Origin of the sequence: Coleofasciculus sp. G3-WIS-01, assembly GCF_040223135.1 — a bacterium.
GTDB lineage: Bacteria > Cyanobacteriota > Cyanobacteriia > Cyanobacteriales > Coleofasciculaceae > Coleofasciculus.
The window spans coordinates 1-22751 of the sequence record NZ_JAVJZI010000025.1; the positions used below are offsets into that span (position 1 = coordinate 1).

The 22751-nt window shown below is 44.8% G+C and carries 20 protein-coding genes and 1 pseudogene; 9 read left to right on the plus strand and 12 right to left on the minus strand.

Annotation, left to right across the window (positions count from 1 at the left end; all coding sequences use genetic code 11):
- Positions 1–136 precede the first annotated feature (136 nt).
- The 5 genes from pirA to RIM23_RS02575 all read left to right on the plus strand — a co-directional run bounded on the left by pirA (position 137) and on the right by RIM23_RS02575 (position 4504).
- Complete coding sequence (pirA, locus tag RIM23_RS02555; RefSeq protein WP_446334352.1) at positions 137–298, plus strand: arginine synthesis PII-interacting regulator PirA; 162 nt, start codon at positions 137–139, stop codon at positions 296–298.
- A 277-nt stretch (positions 299–575) separates the two neighbouring features.
- Complete coding sequence (locus RIM23_RS02560) at positions 576–1874, plus strand: RNA-guided endonuclease InsQ/TnpB family protein (protein WP_446364185.1); 1299 nt, start codon at positions 576–578, stop codon at positions 1872–1874.
- Between the two features lie 191 nt (positions 1875–2065).
- On the plus strand, positions 2066–2707 hold the full coding sequence (locus RIM23_RS02565; RefSeq protein ID WP_446364187.1) for a DUF1361 domain-containing protein: 642 nt from the start codon (positions 2066–2068) through the stop codon (positions 2705–2707).
- A gap of 377 nt (positions 2708–3084) precedes the next feature.
- Positions 3085–3435 carry a hypothetical protein gene (locus RIM23_RS02570; RefSeq protein WP_446364189.1) on the plus strand — a complete coding sequence of 117 codons (351 nt, stop codon included), beginning with the start codon at positions 3085–3087 and terminating at the stop codon, positions 3433–3435.
- A gap of 424 nt (positions 3436–3859) precedes the next feature.
- Positions 3860–4504 (plus strand): L-threonylcarbamoyladenylate synthase, encoded by a 645-nt coding sequence (locus RIM23_RS02575; protein WP_446364191.1) that lies wholly within the window; start codon positions 3860–3862, stop codon positions 4502–4504.
- Here RIM23_RS02575 and RIM23_RS02580 read toward each other — a convergent pair.
- From RIM23_RS02580 to RIM23_RS02600, 5 genes are all read right to left on the minus strand, one after another.
- Positions 4488–5654 (minus strand): TauD/TfdA family dioxygenase, encoded by a 1167-nt coding sequence (locus tag RIM23_RS02580; RefSeq protein ID WP_446364193.1) that lies wholly within the window; start codon positions 5652–5654, stop codon positions 4488–4490. The two genes, RIM23_RS02575 and RIM23_RS02580, sit on opposite strands and share 17 nt — an antisense overlap.
- 179 nt (positions 5655–5833) lie before the next feature.
- Complete coding sequence (locus RIM23_RS02585; protein WP_446364195.1) at positions 5834–6691, minus strand: NAD(P)-dependent oxidoreductase; 858 nt, start codon at positions 6689–6691, stop codon at positions 5834–5836.
- Between the two features lie 203 nt (positions 6692–6894).
- Positions 6895–8271 (minus strand): aminotransferase class III-fold pyridoxal phosphate-dependent enzyme, encoded by a 1377-nt coding sequence (locus tag RIM23_RS02590; RefSeq protein WP_446364197.1) that lies wholly within the window; start codon positions 8269–8271, stop codon positions 6895–6897.
- Positions 8272–8532: 261 nt separating this feature from the next.
- Positions 8533–9384 (minus strand): SAM-dependent methyltransferase, encoded by an 852-nt coding sequence (locus tag RIM23_RS02595; RefSeq protein WP_446364199.1) that lies wholly within the window; start codon positions 9382–9384, stop codon positions 8533–8535.
- Between the two features lie 71 nt (positions 9385–9455).
- Entirely contained in the window at positions 9456–10766 is a 1311-nt protein-coding gene (locus tag RIM23_RS02600; protein ID WP_446364201.1) for a serine hydroxymethyltransferase, read from the minus strand.
- A 268-nt stretch (positions 10767–11034) separates the two neighbouring features.
- Here RIM23_RS02600 and RIM23_RS02605 point away from each other — a divergent pair, with 268 nt between their 5' ends.
- The 3 genes from RIM23_RS02605 (at position 11035) to RIM23_RS02615 (ending at position 13875) form a co-directional block, all read left to right on the plus strand.
- The gene (locus tag RIM23_RS02605) at positions 11035–11775 is read left to right on the plus strand and encodes a cytochrome c biogenesis protein CcdA (RefSeq protein ID WP_446358514.1); all 741 of its coding nucleotides are present in this window, start codon (positions 11035–11037) and stop codon (positions 11773–11775) included.
- A gap of 3 nt (positions 11776–11778) precedes the next feature.
- Positions 11779–13185 carry a cytochrome c biogenesis protein gene (locus tag RIM23_RS02610; RefSeq protein WP_446364203.1) on the plus strand — a complete coding sequence of 469 codons (1407 nt, stop codon included), beginning with the start codon at positions 11779–11781 and terminating at the stop codon, positions 13183–13185.
- A gap of 105 nt (positions 13186–13290) precedes the next feature.
- On the plus strand, positions 13291–13875 hold the full coding sequence (locus RIM23_RS02615) for a Uma2 family endonuclease (RefSeq protein ID WP_446364204.1): 585 nt from the start codon (positions 13291–13293) through the stop codon (positions 13873–13875).
- 73 nt (positions 13876–13948) lie between these two features.
- On the opposite strand, the gene RIM23_RS02620 is transcribed toward RIM23_RS02615, so the two are convergent.
- The 7 genes and pseudogenes from RIM23_RS02620 to RIM23_RS02650 form a co-directional block, all read right to left on the minus strand.
- Positions 13949–14443 (minus strand): hypothetical protein, encoded by a 495-nt coding sequence (locus RIM23_RS02620; RefSeq protein WP_446364206.1) that lies wholly within the window; start codon positions 14441–14443, stop codon positions 13949–13951.
- 60 nt (positions 14444–14503) lie between these two features.
- Positions 14504–15091 (minus strand): annotated as a pseudogene (locus RIM23_RS02625) (ATP-binding protein); the annotation flags it as partial.
- A 207-nt stretch (positions 15092–15298) separates the two neighbouring features.
- A complete protein-coding gene (locus tag RIM23_RS02630; protein ID WP_446364208.1) occupies positions 15299–16516 on the minus strand; it encodes a glycosyltransferase family 4 protein in 1218 nt (405 codons plus the stop codon).
- Positions 16517–16901: 385 nt separating this feature from the next.
- Positions 16902–18119, minus strand: a complete 1218-nt coding sequence (locus RIM23_RS02635; RefSeq protein WP_446364210.1) for a glycosyltransferase family 4 protein — start codon at positions 18117–18119, stop codon at positions 16902–16904.
- Between the two features lie 150 nt (positions 18120–18269).
- Positions 18270–19241, minus strand: a complete 972-nt coding sequence (locus tag RIM23_RS02640) for a GDP-mannose 4,6-dehydratase (RefSeq protein ID WP_446364234.1) — start codon at positions 19239–19241, stop codon at positions 18270–18272.
- Between the two features lie 191 nt (positions 19242–19432).
- Positions 19433–20365, minus strand: a complete 933-nt coding sequence (locus RIM23_RS02645) for a glycosyltransferase family 2 protein (protein ID WP_446364212.1) — start codon at positions 20363–20365, stop codon at positions 19433–19435.
- A 196-nt stretch (positions 20366–20561) separates the two neighbouring features.
- On the minus strand, positions 20562–21542 hold the full coding sequence (locus RIM23_RS02650; RefSeq protein ID WP_446364214.1) for a glycosyltransferase: 981 nt from the start codon (positions 21540–21542) through the stop codon (positions 20562–20564).
- A gap of 165 nt (positions 21543–21707) precedes the next feature.
- Here RIM23_RS02650 and RIM23_RS02655 point away from each other — a divergent pair, with 165 nt between their 5' ends.
- Positions 21708–22748 carry an Npun_R2821/Npun_R2822 family protein gene (locus RIM23_RS02655; RefSeq protein WP_446364236.1) on the plus strand — a complete coding sequence of 347 codons (1041 nt, stop codon included), beginning with the start codon at positions 21708–21710 and terminating at the stop codon, positions 22746–22748.
- Positions 22749–22751 lie beyond the last annotated feature (3 nt).

The window sequence follows — 22751 nt, forward strand, 5'->3', positions numbered from 1 at the left end:
AAGACATCTTGGACTGGGTGGGCGAAGGGACTTATTACAGGGTTTGCTGGTTCCTGGGATTATCTCCATTTAAAAACCAGCATTTAATTGTAAAGCTGTCTTATAAAGACAGGGTTTGGGACCCAAAGGAGTTTCGATGAACAAAGACCTACAAAAACAAGCAAAAGAAGCCGCAGCTATCCATCGCCAAAGTCTGCAAAAGAACTTGCAACATCGTCTAGAAGTTGCTAGAGCCAATGGCAATGACGCCTTAGTTCGTCAGCTAGAAGTCGAAGCCAGCTATTTGCACCTAAGCTAAGAGACATATATTAATTAATCCTGACATGAGAGAGACTAAACCTCTTGGAATGTCAGGAAAAGTTAACAAACCTATCCAGAAACCCTTTTTTGACCCTTCGCGATCCTCAAGGGTATGCTTTTGAAACTGTTCCTGCATTACCGAAAAGCGATGGTGAAAGCCCCCGTCTTTTCAAGCGGGGGATGAAACGAGCGGCGTCGTGCAGATAGCGGGATTTATCCCGCACGAATTCTCTAACCAGTGATATAATATATCTCTAAACAAGGAGGTGATAAGCTTGTACGGATGTCAGCAAGTACTGTTAACTCCAGATGACGAGTTAGCGGCAGTCTTGGAATACATCTGTTCCGAGGCAAATAAGCTAACAAATTGCGGAACTTATTACGCCAGGCAGATCTGGTTTAAATGTCGCCAAATAATCGGCAAGTATGACCTGGAAAAAGAGTACAAAAGCAATAAGCACTTCCAAGCATTGTATTCCCAGGTCGCTCAACAAACCCTGAGAGCAGTAGCCGAGTCATTTAAGTCTTTTCAAGGATTAAACAAAGCATTTAACAAAGGGAAGATAACAGATAAACCCAGACCGCCCCGATACCAAAAGAAGGGCGGTCTGACTGTTGTCGCTTATCCTAGGCAAGCCCTTAGGTTCAAAAATGGCTTGATCCGTTTTCCTCTAGGAACACTGGTTAAAACCTGGTTCAAGCTTTCGGAGTTCTTTATTCCGATGCCGTCAAATCTGGACTTTAAGAACATCAAAGAACTAAGAATATTGCCTCGCAATGGCTGTTTTTATGCCGAGTTTGTCTACAGTATTCCTGGCATTCAAGCCGATGTTGATGCAAAGAACGTCCTGGGAATCGACCCAGGACTAAACAACTGGCTAACCTGTGTCTCTAACGTAGGAACCAGCTTTATTGTTGATGGTCGTAAGCTCAAGAGCCTAAACCAGTTCTATAACAAGCGAGTAGCAACTCTAAAAAAAGGAAAAGCCCAAGGGTTCTGGAATGAAGAATTGGCATCCTTAACCGAAAAACGCAATCGTCAAATTAGAGACGCCGTGAATAAGGCAGCAAGAATTGTTGTCAATCACTGCTTAAATTGCCGGATTGGAACTATTGTTTTCGGGTGGAATCAAGGCAACAAGAATGGGATTGAGCTAGGCAAAAAGAATAATCAGGAATTTGTTCAAATTCCTACCACTTGTCTTAAAGAAAGAATCAGACAATTGTGCGAACAATATGGAATTCAGTTTATAGAAACTGAAGAAAGCTATACATCGAAGGCGAGTTTTCTGGACAAGGATTTTCTACCTGTATTCGGCTCAGGCCCGGAAGGGTGGAAACCAAGTGGGAAAAGAGTTCATCGTGGAATGTATCGCACAAAAAATGGAGAATTCATCAACGCCGATGCTAATGGTGCTGCTAACATTCTCCGCAAAGTAGAGATACAGCTAGGTCTTGCTCTAGCCAAGGTCAGTAGGGCGTTTTTGACTGCGCCATCCAGAGTCTTCCTCTGGAACTCTAAAAAGATAAAACGACGGGACGCGGCTTCAGCCCGTCCCAAAGTATCTGCTTAGAATCCCCCGCGTTTTAACCGGGGGAGAAGTCAATATCTCCACAGGCTTTCTATAAACTTATTTTTTATATCTTAAGTCTATTGACAAAAGTTCGCTGATAGCGAGTCACGAAAAACGACTCACGGCGTCTTAAAGCCATTAGCTATACTGGTGAATAAGCGATTCCCTAGCAGACTTATACCCGTAAAAACATGTCTTTCAGATTTCTCCTAAATGATGCCTGGAAAGCGTGGCATCGTCATAGCGGTTGGATGGCTTGGAATTTATTTCTGGCGTTTATCCCCTTAGCCTTAAGCGTTTGGCTCTTTCGCCGCTCATCTGGAAACCGTAACCTTTTGTGGTGGGCGGGTTTAATTGTTTTCATTGCCTTCTTACCCAATGCACCTTATCTGCTGACTGATATCATCCACCTAATTGATGCCGTTCGCCGTAACTACTCCGTATGGGTTATTACTTTAGTCCTAATTCCTCAGCATCTTAGCGTTATTATACTTGGGTTTGAAGCTTACGTTATCTCGTTAATTAATTTAGGATACTATTTACAAAAGCAAGGAATGGGTAAATTTACCCTTCCGGCTGAACTGATTACTCATGCTCTGTGCGCGGTGGGTATCTATTTAGGACGATTTCTCCGATTTAATAGTTGGGATTTAGTTACACAACCTGAGGATTTAGCCCAAACAATTGTGGATGATTTGACGGCTAAACGTCCCTTGTTCGTCATGTTTGTCACCTTTATCGTGTTGACGGTATTGTATTGGCTGATGAAACAAATCACCCTAGGACTTATTCTCAAAATGCGTCATCGCAAACTTCTCCACGAATCTGATTAAATTAGTTCATAGCAAAATTATAGACTAGATTACTCATTGTCCAAGCTAGTAGGTTGCCGTTAGCCAAGCGTAACCCACCCCAATCCTCAAAAAATTGGTGCGTTACGCTCCACTTTGTTCCGCTAACACACCCTACTGTTTAGATTACATAATGAGGCGATATTTATACATTTCTTCATAAAACGGCATAGGTTTATTAACAGAGTGCTCTTGCCGAGCAATGCTTAGAGTTGTTTTGTTCCACCGCAAGTCCAGTAGACCCAGAGAGCTGACTTTCTTGAAATATTAAAATAATATTAACCTGTGATATTTGCTTGAAATAAGTGATACTGTAATAGGGTTTGGGAGTTAACGAAAATTGAAGAAGGTTACTAACAATGAAAAAAATCGCCAGGTTTTTGACTGTTTTTGTGATACTTTGCTTGTCCTTATTCTATGCCGATTACGCCTATGCCGACTATGCAGTTCCAGGCTGTGAAGAAGCATGGAATAGTATTAGTAGCGCCTCCAAAATTAGCAACTTAGAGAATTTAGTTAAAACTGACTGCGCTGTTATGTATCGAAACGGATGGCGTTTACCTCAAGGAAGTAATACAGGAGGAACAACTAATACAACTATCTGTGCACCAGCTTGGAATGGACTTGGAGAAGCAGGAAAATTGAATGATGCGAAGTTTATCGTCACTCATAACTGCCCAGTATTGTATCGTAAAGGATGGGTTAAATAGCTTTTCTGCTTTAACCTGACTGGACGTTGAAAAAAAGGAAACGGGTTGACCTAAGAAATTGGTTAACCTAGCGATAAAAAATCGTAAAAATTAGTTATTTTAAGCCGAAAGAGGAGAGAGGTTTCCTCTTTTTTTGTCTTTTTTGATAACTGGATGTCCCTTGTTGGTCATGTTTGTCACCTTTATCGTGTTGACAGTATTTTATTGGGTGATGAAACAAATCATGCTGGGACTCATTCTCAAAATGCGTTATCGCAAAGTTATTCACAAATCTGATTAAATTCAGTCTTAAACCGTTTAGTATTGAGAGTGGAATACCTAAATTACTCCTCTCGATCCCAAAACCTTGTGTTCTTTGCTGGATAATAATTTGGGCTGACATTGAAGGATTAAAGACAACCAACATACTTCTGGAAAGTAAAATATGACAGAAATTTTACCGGCTGATCAAGAAGCCACCATACGCAAGGCAGTGAATTTGCTTGGGAAAGGTGATGTCGTTGTCTTCCCCACCGATACGATTTATGGAATTGGAGCCAGTATTGCCAAAGAATCAGGCATTAAAAAGATTTTTGAGGTGAAATCGCGATCGCCAAACAAACCCCTAATCATTTATGTCGCCGATTTTGAACAACTGCAACAAGTAACTCAAGGCATTCCTGAAAGTACCATCAAGTCGCTCCGTAAAATTTGGCCCGGGGCAATGTCTGGCATCTTTCCTAAGACTGAAATTGTCCCATCATTTGTCACATCAGGTAAAGACACAGTAGCCGTAAGAATCCCTAACCATCCCCTTTGTTTGGAATTGGTGCGTCAGGTTGGTGATCCCCTAGCGGTAACCAGTGCTAATGTATCGGGGATGGAGACGCAGAAAACAGCTCCTGAAGTCGCGGCACAATTGGGAGAGCGAGTTCCACTGGTTCTGGATGGAGGACCAAATCCTGAACAACAGCCTTCTACCCTAGTTGATTTTACCGGATCACAGGCTCAGTTATTGCGCGAGGGAGCTTGGTCTTTCTCAAAACTCCGCCAAGCTATTCCCGATTTGCAACCTATCCCTGAAAGCTGAGATTTGTCTGAAGCAGCCGCCACTGGCTATGAAAATAGTCTCGCTCTACTGAACAGTAGCGCAAATGGCGGCGCTGATTTTGTCTTGCGATCGCAGTGCGTCCGTGTAGGATACGATGGTTGTCAAACATGACCAGATCTCCGGGTTGCAGACCTTGTTTCAGGTAGTATCTTGGATCAGTATAGAGCTGCATCAGCTTTCCATAAGCGGCATAAAATGGCTCGATAATCTCCTCTGGCAAGTCCAAGGGAGCAGGGAATAGATTGCTAATCCGAACTTGCTGCAAATGACCCGAACTATCTAGGCAAAAAACCGGACGGCTAAACCGCATATCGATGCGATCGCGATAATGTTTTCGGAAAGAAACCTCGTAACGGCAAAGTAGATCGAACACCTCCCTATTCTCCTGACGTAGCACCTCTGCTATTCGGAAACCATCCACAAAGGTAGACTGACCGCTACCATCGTTGTTCGCCATTAAACAGTGGAAAAAAATAATTCCCGGTGGTGCATATTGATAGGCATCATCTGTGTGAGGTATTAGATCAATTTGGGAGTTGGCAACACTGTTCTGGCTTTCCTCTGGGTCAACAACAATCTCGAATATACGTCCGTAATTGGTTTCCAATAGAGGTCCAAATGACTGGGCAAAGGATTCGAGTTCTCCTTTATTAGGAGGCACGTTTCGCAAAAAACAAATCCCGTAATCTCTCAGATATTCTAACAGTTGCAACCGACCTGCATCCCCAGTTTTGACTTCTTCATAAGCAATTTGCGGCAGGTTAGTTACAATCTGGCTATCCCAAAGAATCGGTCGATACTGGCGATGCTCTCTCTCCGTAGCCGAATAGCAATGCTGTCGCAACCACGAAGCATGATAAATGCTTTTGTGACTGTCGGATTTCCATAGTATTTCCAGTGTGTTTCCACTATCCCAATGAACTGACAGGGGTTCTATATCTAAGGGAACATCAATGATCCGAAAACGCTTTTCTCCATGTCTGGGGTCACCACAAGCCGAACAATAACAGTTATCCCGCAGCCAAATATAGTGGAAGGTACTGCGATGACCATCAGCCCAATCAAGGAAAAGTTTTCTTCTATCTTGCTGAATTTCAGAGATTTGGTATTGTTGAGATTGACTGCTCATAGCAACATTTTAGACTAGATTACTCATGGTGCGAGCGAGTAGGGTGCCGTTAGCCAAGCGTAACCCACCGCAATCCTCAAAAAAATGGTGCGTTACGCTCCACTTTGTTCCGCTAACACACCCTACTGTTGAGATTAAATTAAGATTTAACTGGTGCAATTTAGACGGAAGTGACTTGACTACTCCGGCAAATCCATCATCCGAGTAAAACTTTCATCCCCACCATAGGTAGCACAAGCTTGTTGTAATACCTCACATAGACGTGCTGAAAATTCTAGAGACGTTTTAAAGCTTTGATTGAGTTGATTAACCAAACAGGCATCCTTGTGAGCTAAGTTTAATGTAAACGCTGGACCCGGATTTCCTTCTAAGATAGAGGGAAGCAATTTTTCTGCGACCCAGCTACTCCCTGAACCAGCTTGAATCATGTTCGTAAGTTGTTTAGGATCGATTCCTGCTTCTGCTCCCAAGGACAGCACTTCCCCCAGAGCTTTAGTATTGATGAAGCAAAGATAATTAATTAGCAACTTAGAAAGAATGGCATGGGAAAGTTGCCCCACATAATAAATTTGAGAACCAATGGCTTCCAATATCCCTTTAATGTTGTCAAAAGTCTGTTGATTTCCGCCAACAAACATGGAGAGTGTGCCAGTTTCCGCCCCCTTTGCGCCCCCAGAAACAGGTGCGGCAATTGAGTCAATTTCCAGTTCAGATGCAATGGCTGAAATCTTTTCCATAATTTCTATGGAATTGGTTCCAGTATCAAGCCAAATTGTTCCAGGATGGGCATTGGCAATCACTCCAGCATCGCCTAACATCACAGATTCTAACTGTTTGGGTCCTGGTAGACTGGTCATGATCACATCAGCATCACCTGCTACCTCTGGGATCGAATTGCGCCAACTTGCTCCGGCTGCGATTAAGGCTTCGGCTTTTGACCGTTGAATGTCATATACTGAAACATCAAATCCTGTTTTGAGCAGATTGGCAACCATACCACTGCCCATATTACCCAGACCAATAAATCCAATTTTCATGGGAATTTTCTCCTATTTAAGTAGTTTGTCATTTGTCATTTGTCATTTGTCATTTGTCAAAACACTGATTTCACTGATTTATTGTCCTGATGGGGGTAGGGAGGTGAGAGCTTATTCACACACTGATTACACAGAAAAGTTCGTTCTCTCATCAAGACGCGGGTGATTAGGATTTTAACGAAGGTTATTTCGTCATTGGTCAATTAACCTTCGTAGGCTTCATCAGCAATGTTCAACGCATCATCAATAATGGCAAACCCTTCTTCCAACTGCTCCTGATTAATGCAAAGTGGGGGAGACATAAACACCCAATTCCAGCGTACAAGACCATGTAAACCAAGCTCCCGCAGACGAGCAGCAACTTTACCCATTACCACCATTTCATGGGGTTTAGCATTCCAGGGAGCCATCGGTTCCCGCGTTTCTCGGTTCTTGACGCACTCAATTACTCCATAGAGTCCCAAGCTACGGACATCTCCCACCGATGGATGTTTTTCCTTCATCTCCTGTAGTTTTTCTGCCATTCGTATCCCCATAATCCGGCTATTTTCCACCAAATTTTCTTCTTCATAAACTTCCATTGTCGCCAAAGCCGCAGCGCAACCGATGGGATGACTGCCAAAAGTAAGCCCGCAAACAAAGGGGTTAGTTTCAAAATAATCGGCGATGTGCTGGCGTACTATCACCCCACCCATGGGAATATACCCACAGGTAAGTCCTTTTGCCATTGCCATAATATCGGGAACCACACCATAATGCTCGATCGCAAACATTTTCCCGGTGCGACCAAAGCCGGCTAGCACTTCGTCACAAATCAACAAGATACCATGCTGATCAGCATAGTCCCGCAAGGCTTGCCAATAACCATCGGGGGGAATAATCACACCATTGAAACCCGTAATCGTTTCCATCAGGATCGCCGCCACGTTTTCGGGTCCCTCAAACTCAATAGTCTGAATAACGTGATCGATATACACTTGGGGATTTCCTGCGGGTGCGTAGCCAAATGGACAACGGTAGGCATAAGGATCATGCACGCGAACAATCCCACTAATTCCCGGTTCGTGAACCAAGCGTCTGGGGTCTCCTCCTGCCGTTGCTGCACCCAAGGTAGCACCATGATAGCTACGATATCGGGTAACTATTTTATGCCGTCCCGTGTACATACGGGCTATTTTAATGGCATTCTCAATGGCTTCAGCCCCACTCAGGGTAAAGAACGTCTTGGTCAGATCCCCTGGTGTAATTTCTGCTAACTTGGCGGCTGTTGCAGCGCGAATTTCCGTAGCCGTACCGGGATGAGCAAATACCAGTTTATCAGCTTGGTCTTTTATGGCTGCAATCACCTTGGGGTGGCTGTGCCCAATATTCATGTTGACGTACTGACTGGAAAAATCCAGGTACTTTTTGCCGTCTTTATCCCAGAAATAAACGCCCTCAGCCCGATCCATAACGATGGGATTTTGGATGTTTTTCTGAGGTACCCAGGAAAAAAAGACGTGATCGCGATGGGTTTTGACTATTTCTTGAGCCTTCATATTATTTACCTGAAAATACACCACAGGAAGTAGGGTGGGCATTGCCCACCTGACAATTACAGCGCTTTGCGCTCTCCATAAAGTACAGTAGATCAAAGTCCCCCTTTTTGATCCCCCTCCCGTCCCCCTTAAAAAGGGGGAAGCCAAAGGATGCGGGAGCTTTTATTGCACGGGGGATTTAGGGGGATCGACAATGTACCGCATAGCAGAGCAAACTGCTGTATCGATTGAGGGCAAAGGTGCGTTACGCTAGGCTAACGCACCCTACAGATAGAGGCTGTGCGTAAGTCCTAAACAACTTACTTATGGACGGCGAAAATGAAATAGACCCCAGGTAAACAGACCTTTCTGGGCAGATTCCACCCATTGACATAAGCCATTCTTAGAGGATTCTAAAAATTCAGGGGTACATTTTTGGCTAAGTTCGTCGTAATGGGCAATGACAGAATCCCTCAATTTCGTGTAATGAACCAGCAACTGATCGGATTTGTCAATCACGTTGATGGTTTGAAAACCCAGGCTTTTGGCTTTACTGGTATAGGAATGGAAAGATCCGATACGTTCGTGAAGAATATTAACCCGCCCGAGTGAATCCTTTAAGGCTCCATCTGGACAATCATCGGCTTGCAGAATATCCATAAACAACAATTGTCCCCCTGGTTTAAGCACCCGATAGGCTTCTTCTAGAACACGATCTTGTCCATCTGTGTGGAATAGGGCATCTTGAGACCAAACCAGATCAAAGCTGGCATCATCAAACGGAATTTCTTTAAAATTACCAAATACAATATCAATCAAATTGTCAATACCTTGTTCACGATTACGCCGCTCATTTTCCTGATTTTGCTCTTCACTAATGTTGAGACAGGTAACATGACAGCCATATTTCCCAGCCAAATGTCGTGCCGCTGGTCCATATCCGGAACCGAGATCAAGGACACGGAAATCGGGGTTGAGGTTCTGGACTTGTTTTGCCATCCATTCAGTGGTTTTCGCCATTCCCTCTGCAATGGGGCGATCTGGATCATCTTCATACAATCCTAAATTTAAGGTGTCGCTGCCAATAGCAATCTCATACAAATTACGCGCATTTTCACTGTTGTAATGGACTCTGGCGCGTTCTGTGGCTTGTTCCGAGTTGGCTGTTGTGGTCATAAATATGCACCTATTGCTAATGTTTTCCGAGTTTGATGTGGAAGAAATTACGAGAAACTTGAGGTTAAAAATTAGTTGTGAAGTTGGTATTCTGATTTTCGGGCAAACCTGTCCCCATCTTGCTCGTAAATCGAATCAATGTGGGGATGAAGGCGACATAAGCGACTGACTTCATCTTGAACCTTGGCAATGGTATTAACTGTAGGTTCGCTGCTGAGCATTTTATTAATTAGTTCAGCGATGGAATGCATTTCTTGGGCACCAAATCCCCGCGTCGTGATTGCCGATGTTCCTACCCGAATACCGCTGCATACCGTAGGCTTCTGGGAATCGTAGGGAAGCAAGTTTTTATTGACGGTAATCCTGACACTGGCTAAGCGCTCTTCGGCTTCCTTACCTGTGATACCTTGTTCAGTGAGATCCAGAAGCATCAAATGATTATCCGTACCGCCAGAAACCAGGCGGAATCCCCGTTCCATCAACTCTTCGGCTAATATCCGGGAATTTTCCAGGTTTTGACGTTGATAGCTCCCAAAGCTAGCAGACATAGCTTCTTTGAGCATCACCGCCTTAGCCGCGATCGCATGAACATGAACAGCGCCTTGTACCCCAGGAAAAACTGCACTGTCAATCTTGCGAGCAAATTCTGGTGCAGAATGTTCCCCCAATAAAATCATGCCACTGCGGGGTCCGCGCAAGGTTTTCTGGGTACTCATGGTAACGAAATGAGCATGGGGAATGGGAGAAGGATGTAATCCGGCTGCAACTAATCCACAGATGTGGGCGATATCCGCTAATAAATAGGCTCCAACTTCATCCGCAATTTCCCGAAAGCGTTGGAAATCAATAGTGCGGGGATAGGAACTCGCACCAGCAATAATCAGTTTAGGACGAATCTCTTTGGCTTGGCTGAGGATGCGATCGTAGTCGAGGTACTCCGTATCGGGATCGACTTGATAAAAATGACAGTCATAGATTTTGCCTGTCATGGTAAATTTAGCACCATGGCTCAGATGCCCCCCATGACCAAGATCCATTGCTAAGATGCGATCGCCTGGTTTGAGAACCGTCAGGTAAACAGCATGATTGGCTTGGGAACCTGTGTAGGGTTCAAGATTCGCGTAAGTGGCGCCAAATAGTTGTTTAGCTCGTTCAATTGCCAAGTTTTCCAGGACATCAATCGTTTCACAGCCGCTAAAATAGCGCCGCCCCGGATATCCTTCCGCCACTTTGTTGGTAAGGATTGACCCTGTGGCTTCTAGTACGGCGCGGCTGGTAAAGTTAGCCGACGCAATTAATTCGATGTTATCTTTCTGGCGCTGAGCTTCTTGATCCAGAAGCGCAAAAATCTCTGGATCTGAAACTTTTAAACAAGAATTCATCAGTTTTGTTGTTGAATACAATTTACTATCATAACGGGTAAGCGAGTCATGACTAAGTAGTCGGACATAAATAAACGGTACTGTCCCCAACAAAAATGCTTGTAACCTTTGCCTCAAGGCAATTAGAGTTGTATTTACAAAAATTATCACCGTTCCAAAAACTTTTGTCCGACTACTTAGAAAGCCGTCAAAATGTCAGTTTGACGGCTTCGTGATTCCCATACGCTAAAATGCTTTCAGAACAGGCATTCGGTAAATTACTCAGCGCATGATTGACACCATTAAAACTCAACTGTACCAACTGGAACAATTTGCCAATAATCTGGTTGGCAATCAGCTTACCCATCTGAGTGCATTAAGCATTGGCATTATCTTTGCGGCTGGGTTGCTGACAAGCCTCACTCCTTGTATGCTATCCATGCTGCCAATCACAATAGGCTACATTGGCGGCTATGAAGCCAAAGGACGCTTGCAGGCTGCGACTCAATCTACTTGGTTTGCACTGGGTTTGGCAACCACCCTAGCCGGATTGGGAATTTTAGCCGCATCGGTGGGACGAGTTTATGGTCAAGTGGGTATTGGGTTACCCATAATTGTCAGCCTGATTGCGATTATCATGGGGCTAAACCTACTCGAAGCCTTACCCCTGCAATTACCGTCTTTTGGGGGAATGGAGTGGATTTCCCCAGATTTGCCCAAGGGGGTACGTTCCTATCTGATTGGTTTAACCTTTGGTTTAGTCGCCTCTCCTTGCAGTACTCCGGTTTTGGCAACCTTACTGGCTTGGGTAGCGAGTACACAAGACTGGGTATTAGGAGGTGTTCTGCTATTATCCTATACGGCAGGTTATGTTACCCCGTTAATTGTGGCAGGTACATTTACTGCTTCAATAAAGAAGTTATTAGAAGTACGCCAATGGTCAAGTTGGATTACTCCCGTTAGTGGGGCTTTATTAGTCGGATTCGGCGTCTTTTCGCTGCTGTCTCGGATTCCTGGGGGAATTTTTTAATTAATGACGTTAGATAATCAATCTGTGTCTAATCCTGTCGGACGTTGGTTCCGGCGTTATATCGTATCATTTCTGGCAGATTTACGACTCGCGATCGCACTCCTTCTCGCGATCGCTCTTTTCAGTATTAGTGGCACTATTATTGAACAGGGTCAATCTCTCGCCTTTTATCAAGCCAATTATCCCGAAGATCCCGCCTTATTTGGTTTCTTAACCTGGAAAGTTCTCCTATTCTTAGGATTAGACCACGTATACCGGACATGGTGGTTTTTGTCAATCCTGGTTCTGTTTGGCAGTAGCCTCACCGCTTGCACGTTTACTCGTCAATTTCCCGCCCTGAAAGCCGCCCGTCGCTGGAACTATTATCAGGAACCGCGTCAGTTTCAGAAATTAGCACTCAGCGCTGAACTGGAAACGGGTTCTCTGAATTCTTTATCTCAATTGTTACAAGCCAAACGCTATCGGGTATTTCAAGAAGGAGATAGCCTCTACGCCCGCAAAGGAATCGTCGGGCGGATTGGTCCGATTGTCGTTCACGCCAGTATGTTGATTATTCTGGCGGGGTCAATTTGGGGCGCGATGACGGGATTTATGGCACAGGAAATGGTTCCCAGTGGTGCAACCTTTCATGTCAGAAATATTATTGATGCCGGTCCTTGGGCAAAATCTCAGGTTCCTCAAGATTGGGGCGTTCACGTTAATCGCTTTTGGATTGACTACACACCCGAAGGCGGAATTGATCAGTTTTATTCCGATTTGTCGGTGGTGGATAATCAGGAACAAGAAATTGACCGAGAAACCATTTATGTGAATAAACCCCTGCGCCATCAAGGAGTCACCTTCTACCAAACCGACTGGGGAATTGCGGCGGTGCGGGTGCAGTTAAATAACAGTCCGATTTTCCAGCTACCCATGGCGAAACTGGATACCCAGGGGAATGGGCGCATCTGGGGAACATGGATACCAACGAAACCGGATTTAAGCGAAGGTGCTTCACTGCTGGCAAAAGATTTACAGGGGACGGTTTTGGTATATGATGCCCAGGGACAATTAGTCTCCACTGTTCGTTCTGGAATGAGTACCCAAGTAAATGGGGTTACGTTGCGCGTTAAGGAATTAGTTGGCAGTACAGGTTTACAAATAAAAGCTGATCCGGGCATTCCGATTGTGTATACAGGCTTTGGTTTGCTCATGGTGGGTGTAATTATGAGCTATGTCTCCCACTCCCAAATTTGGGCATTACAAAAAGGCGATCGCTTTTATGTGGGGGGGAGAACTAACCGCGCCCAAGTATCCTTTGAGCGAGAAGTGATTGAGATTTTAGATCGCTTGCATGAGGATAAATCAACGCCTGACGTTCCGTTACAAGATAGCGAAGGTGAAAGCCCCTATGTTTCAGTCAGGGGATGAGGGTGAAAAGCTCCCCCTGTATTAGTTTTCACCTTAAGTTGACACCAATGGGCACTACTCCGGGCGGGTTTGCGGGCTTATTCAATGATTAAGAATTAGCTATTTATGATCACTCAACTTGAGCAAAAAACCTATACCCCTGAAGAATATTTAGACTTTGAAACGGCTTCCACAGAACGCCATGACTATATCAATGGAGAAATCATTCCAATGACAGGTGGAACTCCTGACCATAATGAATTATCCATCGGTCTGGCGGCGTTCTTGAAATTAGGATTACGGGGGAAAAACTATCGCATCTTTGCTACAGACCAGCGACTGTGGATTCCCGATGCTAATCTCTATACGTATCCCGATGTCATGGTAGTGGAAAAGCCGTTGCAGCTACAAACGGGACGCACTGACACGATTGTTAATCCCTGTTTTATTGGTGAGGTTTTATCCAAGTCAACCCAAGACTATGACCGTAGTGGTAAGTTTGTCGCCTACCGCACAATTGCCAGCTTTCGGGAATATCTGATTATTGATCAGTATAGGATTCATCTGGAACATTATGTGAAAACGGCGGCGAATCAATGGCTGTTGTCAGAGTATGATGATCCAACGGTAACACTGTCGTTGAATGTGTTTGATTTTCAACTTAAAATTGCTGATCTCTATGAGAATATTGAGTTTAACGACTTAAGTTGAATGGCACTGACTTAAGGTTGGTGGGCAATGCCCACCCTACGCTATATCAAGAGTTTTGGCTCGCCAAAAATGCTTATTTTAGTGCCATTTGACTTAAGCTAGTTTGTAGTTGCGCTGTCTTCGCCATAAACACTCCCATGGGAGTAGAGCGGGAAAGCACAAAATGTTCAAGCTCTCCCAAGGAGTTGGGTTTCGCTATCGCTCCCCAAACCACAACCGGAAACGGAAAATGCTTACGAAACTCTTCGCGCACCAAATCCGCCCCCGCCAGCATCGTCTCCAGGGATAGCACCGACTCCAACCCCAAAACCATCAACGCCCCCGGTTTATCCCCCTGCAATTTTCCCTGAATCCGCTGATAAAGGGCGGTATCATCAGGGTTTAGCGTAATCGTGCGAATGTCCGCCAAAGAGGAATCCTGGAGGCATTGAATCAGACGCGATCGCAGACTGTCATAATTACATCGGGCAAAAATCAGCAGAAACTTACCCTGAAAGGCTTCCAGCGTCAACGCCAGTTCCTCAAGTTCCGTTTGATTCTCCGGTGTAATATCAGGTAGCTGCGACATCGTTTCCTTCGTTCGCTCGTAGTAGGCACTTTAGTGCCATCATCGCTTTAACACTTACCCCCATTCTTTATCATCAATCGAAAGAGTCATTTCATTGCGACGGCTGCGAATCAAAACCTCTAACGTTTCACGAGTCAACCGCCCTTGTTTGAGATCCTGCTTCAACCACTGGATCAACAGTTGTAATCAATCCCGCACATGACCACCACTGACGCGACACAAGCGGTCTAAACTATCCGGATGGTCAAAAATTTCATTCACCCGATTTAATCGCCCTTGTGCGTCCAAATCCGGCAACGCTCGCGCCAATACCATCTGTCGCAGCAATGCCATCCCTTCGGCGCAGTCACTCCCATCTACCTGCTGCACCTGTACCATGGGCAAAACCTTGGGTTCTTCCTTGTATCGCTGGGTTAACCGGGCATATTCATCAGCAAACTTTAACGCCAAGGGCATGGTATAAACCAGATGGCAGTTAAACTTTTGCAAATATTCCGCCTGATCAATAAAAATATATTCCTGTTGCGATCGCCCCCAACCTTTGGTTTGACCCTCAATCCGATCCAGGTTATCCACAATCACGACTAATCCCTTTCTTCCCTGCTGTTGCAACTGCGCGATCGCAGGTTCAATTAACTCTTGATTAATTAATATTTGCGATCATCCGGATCAGCGATATTAATCGTCTGACCGGGATTTGTCGCCTTAAAAAATGCTAGTAAATCTACACTCATACCCAAACACTGATTTCACTGATTTATAGCAGAGATTGGGGTGGAGGTGGGAGAGGTTTGTCACACTGATGACACAGAGGTGTTAGTTCTCAATGAGCAAAGGATAAGGGTCATATTGATATCATTTTCCCATCAATACCTTTTCATATAGTTCCCCCGCCCGCTTCCAGGTATATTTCTGCTCAACCAGCGATCGCCCATTTTCTGAGAGTTGTTTGCGAAGCTGACGGTTCTCAAATAAGCGACTCACGGCGTAGACATATTCGGCAGTTTCATTCGCCCGTAATGCCCGCAGGGGAACATCTCCACCATCGACGGGCAATCCTTCTAAGCCGCGATCGCTTGCCACCACAGGCACTCCTGCTGCCATTGCTTCTAGGGTTTTGTTTTTAATCCCATAGCTAGTCCGCAGGGGAATCACACAAACTGTTGCCTTGTGCAAATAGTCTACGATTGAACTCACCCGACCTGCCACCGTAATTCCCGGACGTTCCTGCAACTCTAGCACCTCAGGTACAGGTCTGGCTCCCACAATTTCTAGGGTTGCTTCTGGATACCGTCGTAAAATCTCTGGAAACACGTCTAAGCTGAAGAAACGCACCGCATCAATGTTTGTCTGGCTATCCATAAGACCTACAAACACTAATCGATGTCCTCCAGGATCAGAGACACGCTTCGGAAATTGCTTAAAATCGACCCCATTTGGAACTAATGTGATCTTACCCTCTGGTTCGTAATCCTCAATCTGACGCCGATCAGTGGGAGTAGCGACGACAATATTGGTGAACTTGCTGCAATATCGCTCTTCATAGCGGCGCAGTAGGGGTAAATTTAATTGCTCTCGTAGCTGCTTATCCGCTGGTTTCCCGTCTAACTGATGGCGCTGCTTGCGATAGAGGGAACTATGAATATTGACGACGGTTCGCAACTTCTCTCGCCATTGGGGACTCACATAAATTTCATTCATACTATGTTCGCAGGTAATGACTTCAAAGTTTCCTGACTCGATTGCCTGATTAACCCATTCCTGCATCTCAGGAGAGTAGTGCTTCAAGATACTCTGAGGTGTTCCTTGTTGCAAGAATGTACTCAAGCGCTGCATTGTTGATCGCAGTCCGCCGTTGTTCTGTGAGAGGTTGGGTTGAGGGAAAACGACTAGTTCTTCGACCCACTCCTGTAATTTTTCTAAGTTAGTCTCTGGAATATCATCAGTGCGTTGAGTCACCAGGGTAATCTGATGACGCTCACTGAGCGCCTTGAGTAAGTTAAATGTTCTAACCTCAGTTCCGCCGCTGGTGGGTGGATAGGGAAATTTGGAAGAAAGGATGAGAATTTGCATAAAGCTTCAGATTCCCGCCAAAATAGTCATAAATTCGCTTTTATCGGGATTGATGATGAATTGAGATGGCATTTATTAAATTTTCTTAATGGATTATATCTATTTCATCAAACAGCTTTACCTGATTATATAAACATTTTGTGATTTTAATCATAAATTATTTATATGGATAATTTATTGTTAATTTTTGATCACAAATTATTGATTGATCATTTCTTGAGGCGGATATCTTTACGCAAAAATTACATCTATTTGTACGCCCCTCAAGATGTTGGCGCTTTGTGTAGGCTGTGCTGTCCTCACTACTCTATCAATCTCTTCTGCCCTAATTGAATCAAGGGCGCAAGAATGGTGCCCCCACCCACGGGTATTTGGGGTAGGTGGTTCACTTTCCACTAATGACTTGTTCATAAAGCTGGGCAGCTCGCTCCCATGTATAATTATTCTCAATAAACTTACGTCCATTTTGTGACAATTCCTGTCTCAGTTGAGACTCTTCAAATAGGCGAGTCACAGCATCGACATAGTCGGAAACCGAGTTCGCCCTTAATGCTCTTAGTGGTACATTGGGACTATCAACCTCAAGTCCTTCCAAGCCGCGATCGCTCCCTACCACAGGTACGCCCGCAGCCATTGCCTCCAGGGTTTTGTTCTTGATCCCATATCCCGTTCGCATCGAGACAACGCATACCGTGGCTTGATGTAAGTAGTCTGCCATAGAAGGAACCCGCCCCGTTACCGTAATCCCAGGACGATTTCCCAGCGCCAATACATCAGAGGTTGGACGTGCGCCAACTAGGCTTAAGGTTGTGTCTGGATACCGTTGTTGAATGGTGGGGAATACCTCTAAACTTAAGAACTTCACCGCATCAATATTGGCTAAATTATCCATCGCGCCGATAAAAGTCAAGCGATGTCCACCGGGATCAACAGTTCGATAAGGGAATTGGCTAAAGTCTACACCATTGGGAATCACGGCAATTTGACTGGAGGGATTAAATGCCTGAATCTGTTGGCGATCATCATCCGTTGTGACCACAATATGAGAAAATTTAGCACAGTAGCGCTGTTCATAGCGATAAAGCAGAGGCAGATTCAAGCGATCGCGCCAGAGATTTTCACTTGTACCCGTTTGCAACTGATTACGGCAAGAGGCGTACACCGAACTGTGGACATTGACAACTGTTCGCAGTTGTTCTCGAAACTCCGGACGCACATAAATCTCGTTAACGCTATGTTCGCAGGTAATCACATCAACCTTACTCTCCTTGACACACTGATCAACCCAATCTTGTAGTTTTGGAGAATAAATCGAGAGGACGCTGGGAGGAATCCCCTGCTGTAAAAACTGACCAAAGCGCTGTAACTTTCCCCCTAATCCACCCTTTAAATGGGTTTTTTCCGGACGGGGAAATACGACTAATTCCGCCACCCATTCTTGCAACGCTTCGATTTCTGTATCTGTGACATCATCCGCCCGTTGAGTCAGTAACCTAATTTCATGACGCCCACTCAGGTGCTTGAGTAAATTAAATGTTCTAACCTGGGTTCCGCCTCGGGTAGGGGGATAGGGGAACGTGGAAGAAAGCATGAGAATTTTCATTTGTCGTCATTGGTCATTTGCCATTTGTAACCGTTATTGCCATCACATTGGTCAAGTTATTCTTAAAATTCAAACTAGGTCGGGGCGGGTTTAGTCGCATCTTTTGTGAGGTCAGAAACGATAATCGTGAAAAGAGCCCCTACACAAATTTCAAACCGGATTACTTTTTTCTTGTCTATCTTCTACCATCATCCGCACAATATCAGGCATTTTATACTGGGCTTGCCATCCGAGTTTTTCTCTAGCTTTGGCAGGATTCCCACGACTGACCGCTAAATCGGTTGGTCGGAACAAACTCCTATCCGTTATTACATAATCTTGCCAATTTAAACCGACGCAATCAAATGCCGCGACCACAAATTCTGCTAAAGTGTAACTCTCTCCTGTGGCAATCACATAATCATCGGGTTCCTCTTGTTGCAATATTTTATACATCGCCTCGACGTATTCAGGTGCCCATCCCCAGTCTCGTTTAATGTCAACATTGCCCAGATACAGCTTTTCTTGGCTACCTTGGGCAATCCGAGACACTGCCGAAACAATCTTTTGGGTCACAAATCGTTGGGGTCTAAGGGGAGACTCGTGATTGAAAAGAATCCCCGAACAAGCAAACAAGCCGTAAGCTTCCCGATAATTTGCAACTTGCCAAAAGGCAGCAGATTTTGCCACCGCATAAGGACTTCTGGGGCGAAATGGGGTTGTTTCATCAGCCGCTTCTGTGCCAATATCCCCAAAACATTCACTCGAACCCGCATTATAAAATTTAATGGGTTCACCCGTAAAACGAATCGCTTCTAAAAGATTTAATGAACCAATAGAAATACTTTCTAGGGTTTCTACTGGTTGCTCAAAAGACAACCCCACTGAACTTTGTCCCGCTAAGTTATAGACCTCATCCGGTTTATTTTTCATCAGGACTTGCAGAACGCTGCGAAAATCGGTGAGGGCGGCGGATTCTAGTTTCACTTGGTCACGGATACCCAAACGAACTAGATTTTTAAAAGACGACATTTGAGCATCCCGTGACGTACCACAGACGCTATAACCTTCGTTGAGGAGTAATTTAGCTAGATAAGCGCCATCTTGACCCGATACGCCGCAAATTAGTGCTTTTTTCATGATTTGTCATTTGTCAATTCAAAACTAGGTTCCCTTGAGCGAAGCGAAGGGTCAACAATCTCGCACTCAGTCAGGGCGGGTTTAGTTACATCTGGTGCAAAGGAAACGATAGTAGTGAAACCCGCCCCTACAGACACGCTATGGCACGTCTCTACATTGCTCCTGTGCGCCTGTGTTGCCTGTTCCCTCATAATTCAGCTCTCATCTTTGGGTTTGATTAGCATAGCTTGAATGGCGGCACTTAAGTAACCAATCTGCCCATAAGCATAAACTAGATTATCAAACCGTTTAGCAGGATCGGTAAAATATTTTGCTGATTTGTAGAGTCCGCGCACAATTCGCTCTCCTCCGCGTCCGAGTTGACCCATACCTGTTCGACCAACAAGTTCTTCCCGGTAACATTCACTAATCCCTTGCCACCAGCCACGCTGCAAAAACCAGCTCCGTTTGAGGCGTTCTGGGGCAACATTGTGGGCGGCGACAGCATTGGGGATGTAGGCGACTTGCCAGCCCTGTTTGAGGGCGAGTTCAGTCATGTACAATTCTTCATTGGATAATAATTTTTTGCCTTTGCGCCCTAGATTGGGATCAAAGCCGCCAATTTTTGCCAAGAAGGTACGCCGGATGGAGTAGTTTAAGCCTCTTGGGGTTAGACCGGGTTCTTTGATATAAACTATGCTATCTCCGAGATCATAAAGTCCGAGATTGCCTGCGAGTTCTGGGGATATCCAGTTGGGGGGTTCGACGCCGGGGGGCCAGATTAGGGTGACTTTACCGCCAGCTATTGCTAGTTTGTCATTCTGTTGATAGGCATCTAGGAGAATTCTCAGCCATTGGGGACTGGCGACGGCATCATCATCTAAATAGGCGAGAATGGGAGCAGTGGTTTCTTTTGCGCCGGTATTGCGTGCCACGGAAAGACCGATGACGGGTTCGTAAACGTATTTTAGCTGGGGATGGGAGATTCGGGCTTCAACAATCTCACGAGTGCGATCGCTAGAGGCGTTATCGACCACTACGACTAAAAAATTATCACAATCTTGGGCTAATAAGCTATCGATGGCAGCGCCTAAGTAAGCATCTCGGTTGTGAGTACAGATAATCGCAGCAATCTGAGGCGTTGGCATGAGTCGTCGCTAGGGAGTCTAAATAGCTCTGTTTTAACACAAGAATCAGGCGAATCGGCAAATCCCATTCCTCTTCCCCCTACACCCTACCATCTACACCCCCTTGAATCAGAGGGGGCGGGTTTAGTGACATCTGGGTGGCAAGTAACGATAATCGTAAAACCCGCCCCTACAGGCTTCAAAATTAAAAAATATTTTACAACCAATCTATTTTATTCGCTTTTTCCTCGATTTGAGTTTGTTGTTGTCCGAGGTCACGATACCAGCCGCCGTACAGATTAATGGGAGTCTTTAGCGCATCGACAAAGGAGGCTTTGCCTGTAATAATCTGTCCGCTAGTTATTGGTAATTCTTTGAGCAACCAACGACTGATTAAATATAAAGATTTTTTTGAGGTTAATTTTGGTTGCAATTCGACGCCGTGCAGTTCGTGTAAGTATTTATTAGAGCGCCCATAGCGTTGCCATTGGCTGCGGAATTCCCGTAGGTTGGCGCGGTGGCGGTGTTGAACAATGGCTTTTTCAGCAAAGTTAAGTTGCCATTGAGTCTGGCGCTGAATTCGCCAACAAATATCAGCATCTCCACCCGTTGTCATGTAGGGACGGAATAAGCCTACCTCTTGTAATGCTTGGCGACGAATGGCTAAATTAGCGGTTTGACCGTAGGGGCAAAAAGGGTGTTCTATGGTATGTTTTTGGCTTAAGGTTCCTTGACGTTCAGCATGTTTTTCGAGCAAAGTTTTACCGGGTAGGGCGGAAATTTCCCCCACGACTAATCCGATTTGGGGATTGGTAAAGGGTTGAACCAAGAGACTCAACCACTGGGGAATGGGGCGACAATCGGCATCAGTGAAGGCTAGAATTTCACCAGTGGATGCTTTTATGCCTGTATTGCGAGCCGCGTAGGAACTTTGAATCTGGTTTTCGATGAGGGGGTGAAGGGTGATACCTTGAGCTTTGGCGTCTTGAGCGGCTTGTTTCAGTATCTCAGGTGTGCGATCGCGGCTATTATTGTCTACGAGTAGGTATTCTACCTGATCCTTGGGGTACGTTTGACAGAAGAGACACTGGATTAAGTCGGGTATGTCGGCGGCACCGTTGTAGATGGGAACAACGACGGATACTTTGGGGACAAAGGAGGGATGAGGTTGGCTATCGGTGGTGTGATCAAGAGTCATCTGATTAAGCTAAGTAGGTTGTTATTTGTCTTATGTCTTAGGGTTGATGTCACCACTCTCGCCATCGGTTATATTCTCCTGCATAATCCGTTGCTCTAGCCGCCCTGGCATTTTACTTGAATGAGTTAAGCTTTGGGGAAAACCGAAAACGTTGGATGTTCCTGTATGCAATGCATGGGTATTTATACTTTAGCCAATGATGCTGTATATGACCAACTCGTTGGCTTGCTCAATAGCATTGAGGCAAATGTGAGTCCAGATATTCCTGTTTGCGTTATTCCCTATGATACTCAACTTAATCGAGTGCAGGAAGAATTAGACGCTAGAGCTAACGTCACCCTGTTTGATAATTGGGACTCTATTCAACGCTGGGAAGCCTTTGCACATCAGGTTTGGGCGGCACATCCTCGGGCAGGTCAAAAGTATGTCAAACGCCCTCGCTGGTATGGTGGTCATTTACAGAGAAAATTTGCCGCGTTTGATGGTGATTTTGACAAGTTTGTATTCTATGATGCTGACAGTCTGGCAATGAAATCCCTCGACACGGTGTTTAAAAAGCTCGATCAGTATGACTTTGTATTTGATGATTGGGAACACAGAAAGCCGCATCCTGTAACAGCTTTAAATCTTTCTGTTATTGAAGCCTCTGGTCGGTACTCAGAAGCCGATATTCGCCCCAAACTTCATTGCGGGAGTTTCTTTGCTTCTAAACGAGGCTTTTTTGATGCTCATACAATTGAGCGACTAAAGAAACTATTAATTGAACAGCAGGAAGTTAAATGGATAAATGGGAATGACTGGTGGGGGGAAGTCAACTTGTTTAATTATATGACACTCCGGTGTGATTATTCATTGTTTAACTTTACCCTCAGTGATAATCCCCAAGAGCGAACAGGGAACTGTGCTGATGCTGATTCCTTTGTTAATATTGATGGTATTCTTTATAATGCACAAGGATTAAAACCTATTCACCGAATTCATTATATGAACTATTCTCATCAAGATTTTGCGCGTCTGAGTCAAGGTGAAAATGTAATAATTCCGTATCAGAATATATTTTTAGAGTACCGTTTTCGGCAATATCCTCAGCAAAAACCAAAAACACTGACCTCTCCCAACTGGCTAAAAGAACAAAAAAACAAGCTTAATCAAATGATAAAAACGATGAAAGCTAAATTTTATCGTTTATTTATAAAGCGATTCTAATCT

Coding starts and splice junctions, on each gene's coding strand:
- RIM23_RS02585 (WP_446364195.1), bottom strand. CDS start 6,691: ATGAAAATTGGATTTATTGGTCTGGGTAATATGGGCAGTGGTATGGTT.
- RIM23_RS02630 (WP_446364208.1), bottom strand. CDS start 16,516: ATGCAAATTCTCATCCTTTCTTCCAAATTTCCCTATCCACCCACCAGC.
- RIM23_RS02605 (WP_446358514.1), top strand. CDS start 11,035: ATGATTGACACCATTAAAACTCAACTGTACCAACTGGAACAATTTGCC.
- RIM23_RS02580 (WP_446364193.1), bottom strand. CDS start 5,654: ATGAGCAGTCAATCTCAACAATACCAAATCTCTGAAATTCAGCAAGAT.
- RIM23_RS02655 (WP_446364236.1), top strand. CDS start 21,708: ATGCAATGCATGGGTATTTATACTTTAGCCAATGATGCTGTATATGAC.
- RIM23_RS02610 (WP_446364203.1), top strand. CDS start 11,779: ATGACGTTAGATAATCAATCTGTGTCTAATCCTGTCGGACGTTGGTTC.
- RIM23_RS02650 (WP_446364214.1), bottom strand. CDS start 21,542: ATGACTCTTGATCACACCACCGATAGCCAACCTCATCCCTCCTTTGTC.
- RIM23_RS02635 (WP_446364210.1), bottom strand. CDS start 18,119: ATGAAAATTCTCATGCTTTCTTCCACGTTCCCCTATCCCCCTACCCGA.
- pirA (WP_446334352.1), top strand. CDS start 137: ATGAACAAAGACCTACAAAAACAAGCAAAAGAAGCCGCAGCTATCCAT.
- RIM23_RS02570 (WP_446364189.1), top strand. CDS start 3,085: ATGAAAAAAATCGCCAGGTTTTTGACTGTTTTTGTGATACTTTGCTTG.
- RIM23_RS02590 (WP_446364197.1), bottom strand. CDS start 8,271: ATGCCCACCCTACTTCCTGTGGTGTATTTTCAGGTAAATAATATGAAG.
- RIM23_RS02620 (WP_446364206.1), bottom strand. CDS start 14,443: ATGTCGCAGCTACCTGATATTACACCGGAGAATCAAACGGAACTTGAG.
- RIM23_RS02595 (WP_446364199.1), bottom strand. CDS start 9,384: ATGACCACAACAGCCAACTCGGAACAAGCCACAGAACGCGCCAGAGTC.
- RIM23_RS02645 (WP_446364212.1), bottom strand. CDS start 20,365: ATGCCAACGCCTCAGATTGCTGCGATTATCTGTACTCACAACCGAGAT.
- RIM23_RS02600 (WP_446364201.1), bottom strand. CDS start 10,766: ATGAATTCTTGTTTAAAAGTTTCAGATCCAGAGATTTTTGCGCTTCTG.
- RIM23_RS02565 (WP_446364187.1), top strand. CDS start 2,066: ATGTCTTTCAGATTTCTCCTAAATGATGCCTGGAAAGCGTGGCATCGT.
- RIM23_RS02615 (WP_446364204.1), top strand. CDS start 13,291: ATGATCACTCAACTTGAGCAAAAAACCTATACCCCTGAAGAATATTTA.
- RIM23_RS02575 (WP_446364191.1), top strand. CDS start 3,860: ATGACAGAAATTTTACCGGCTGATCAAGAAGCCACCATACGCAAGGCA.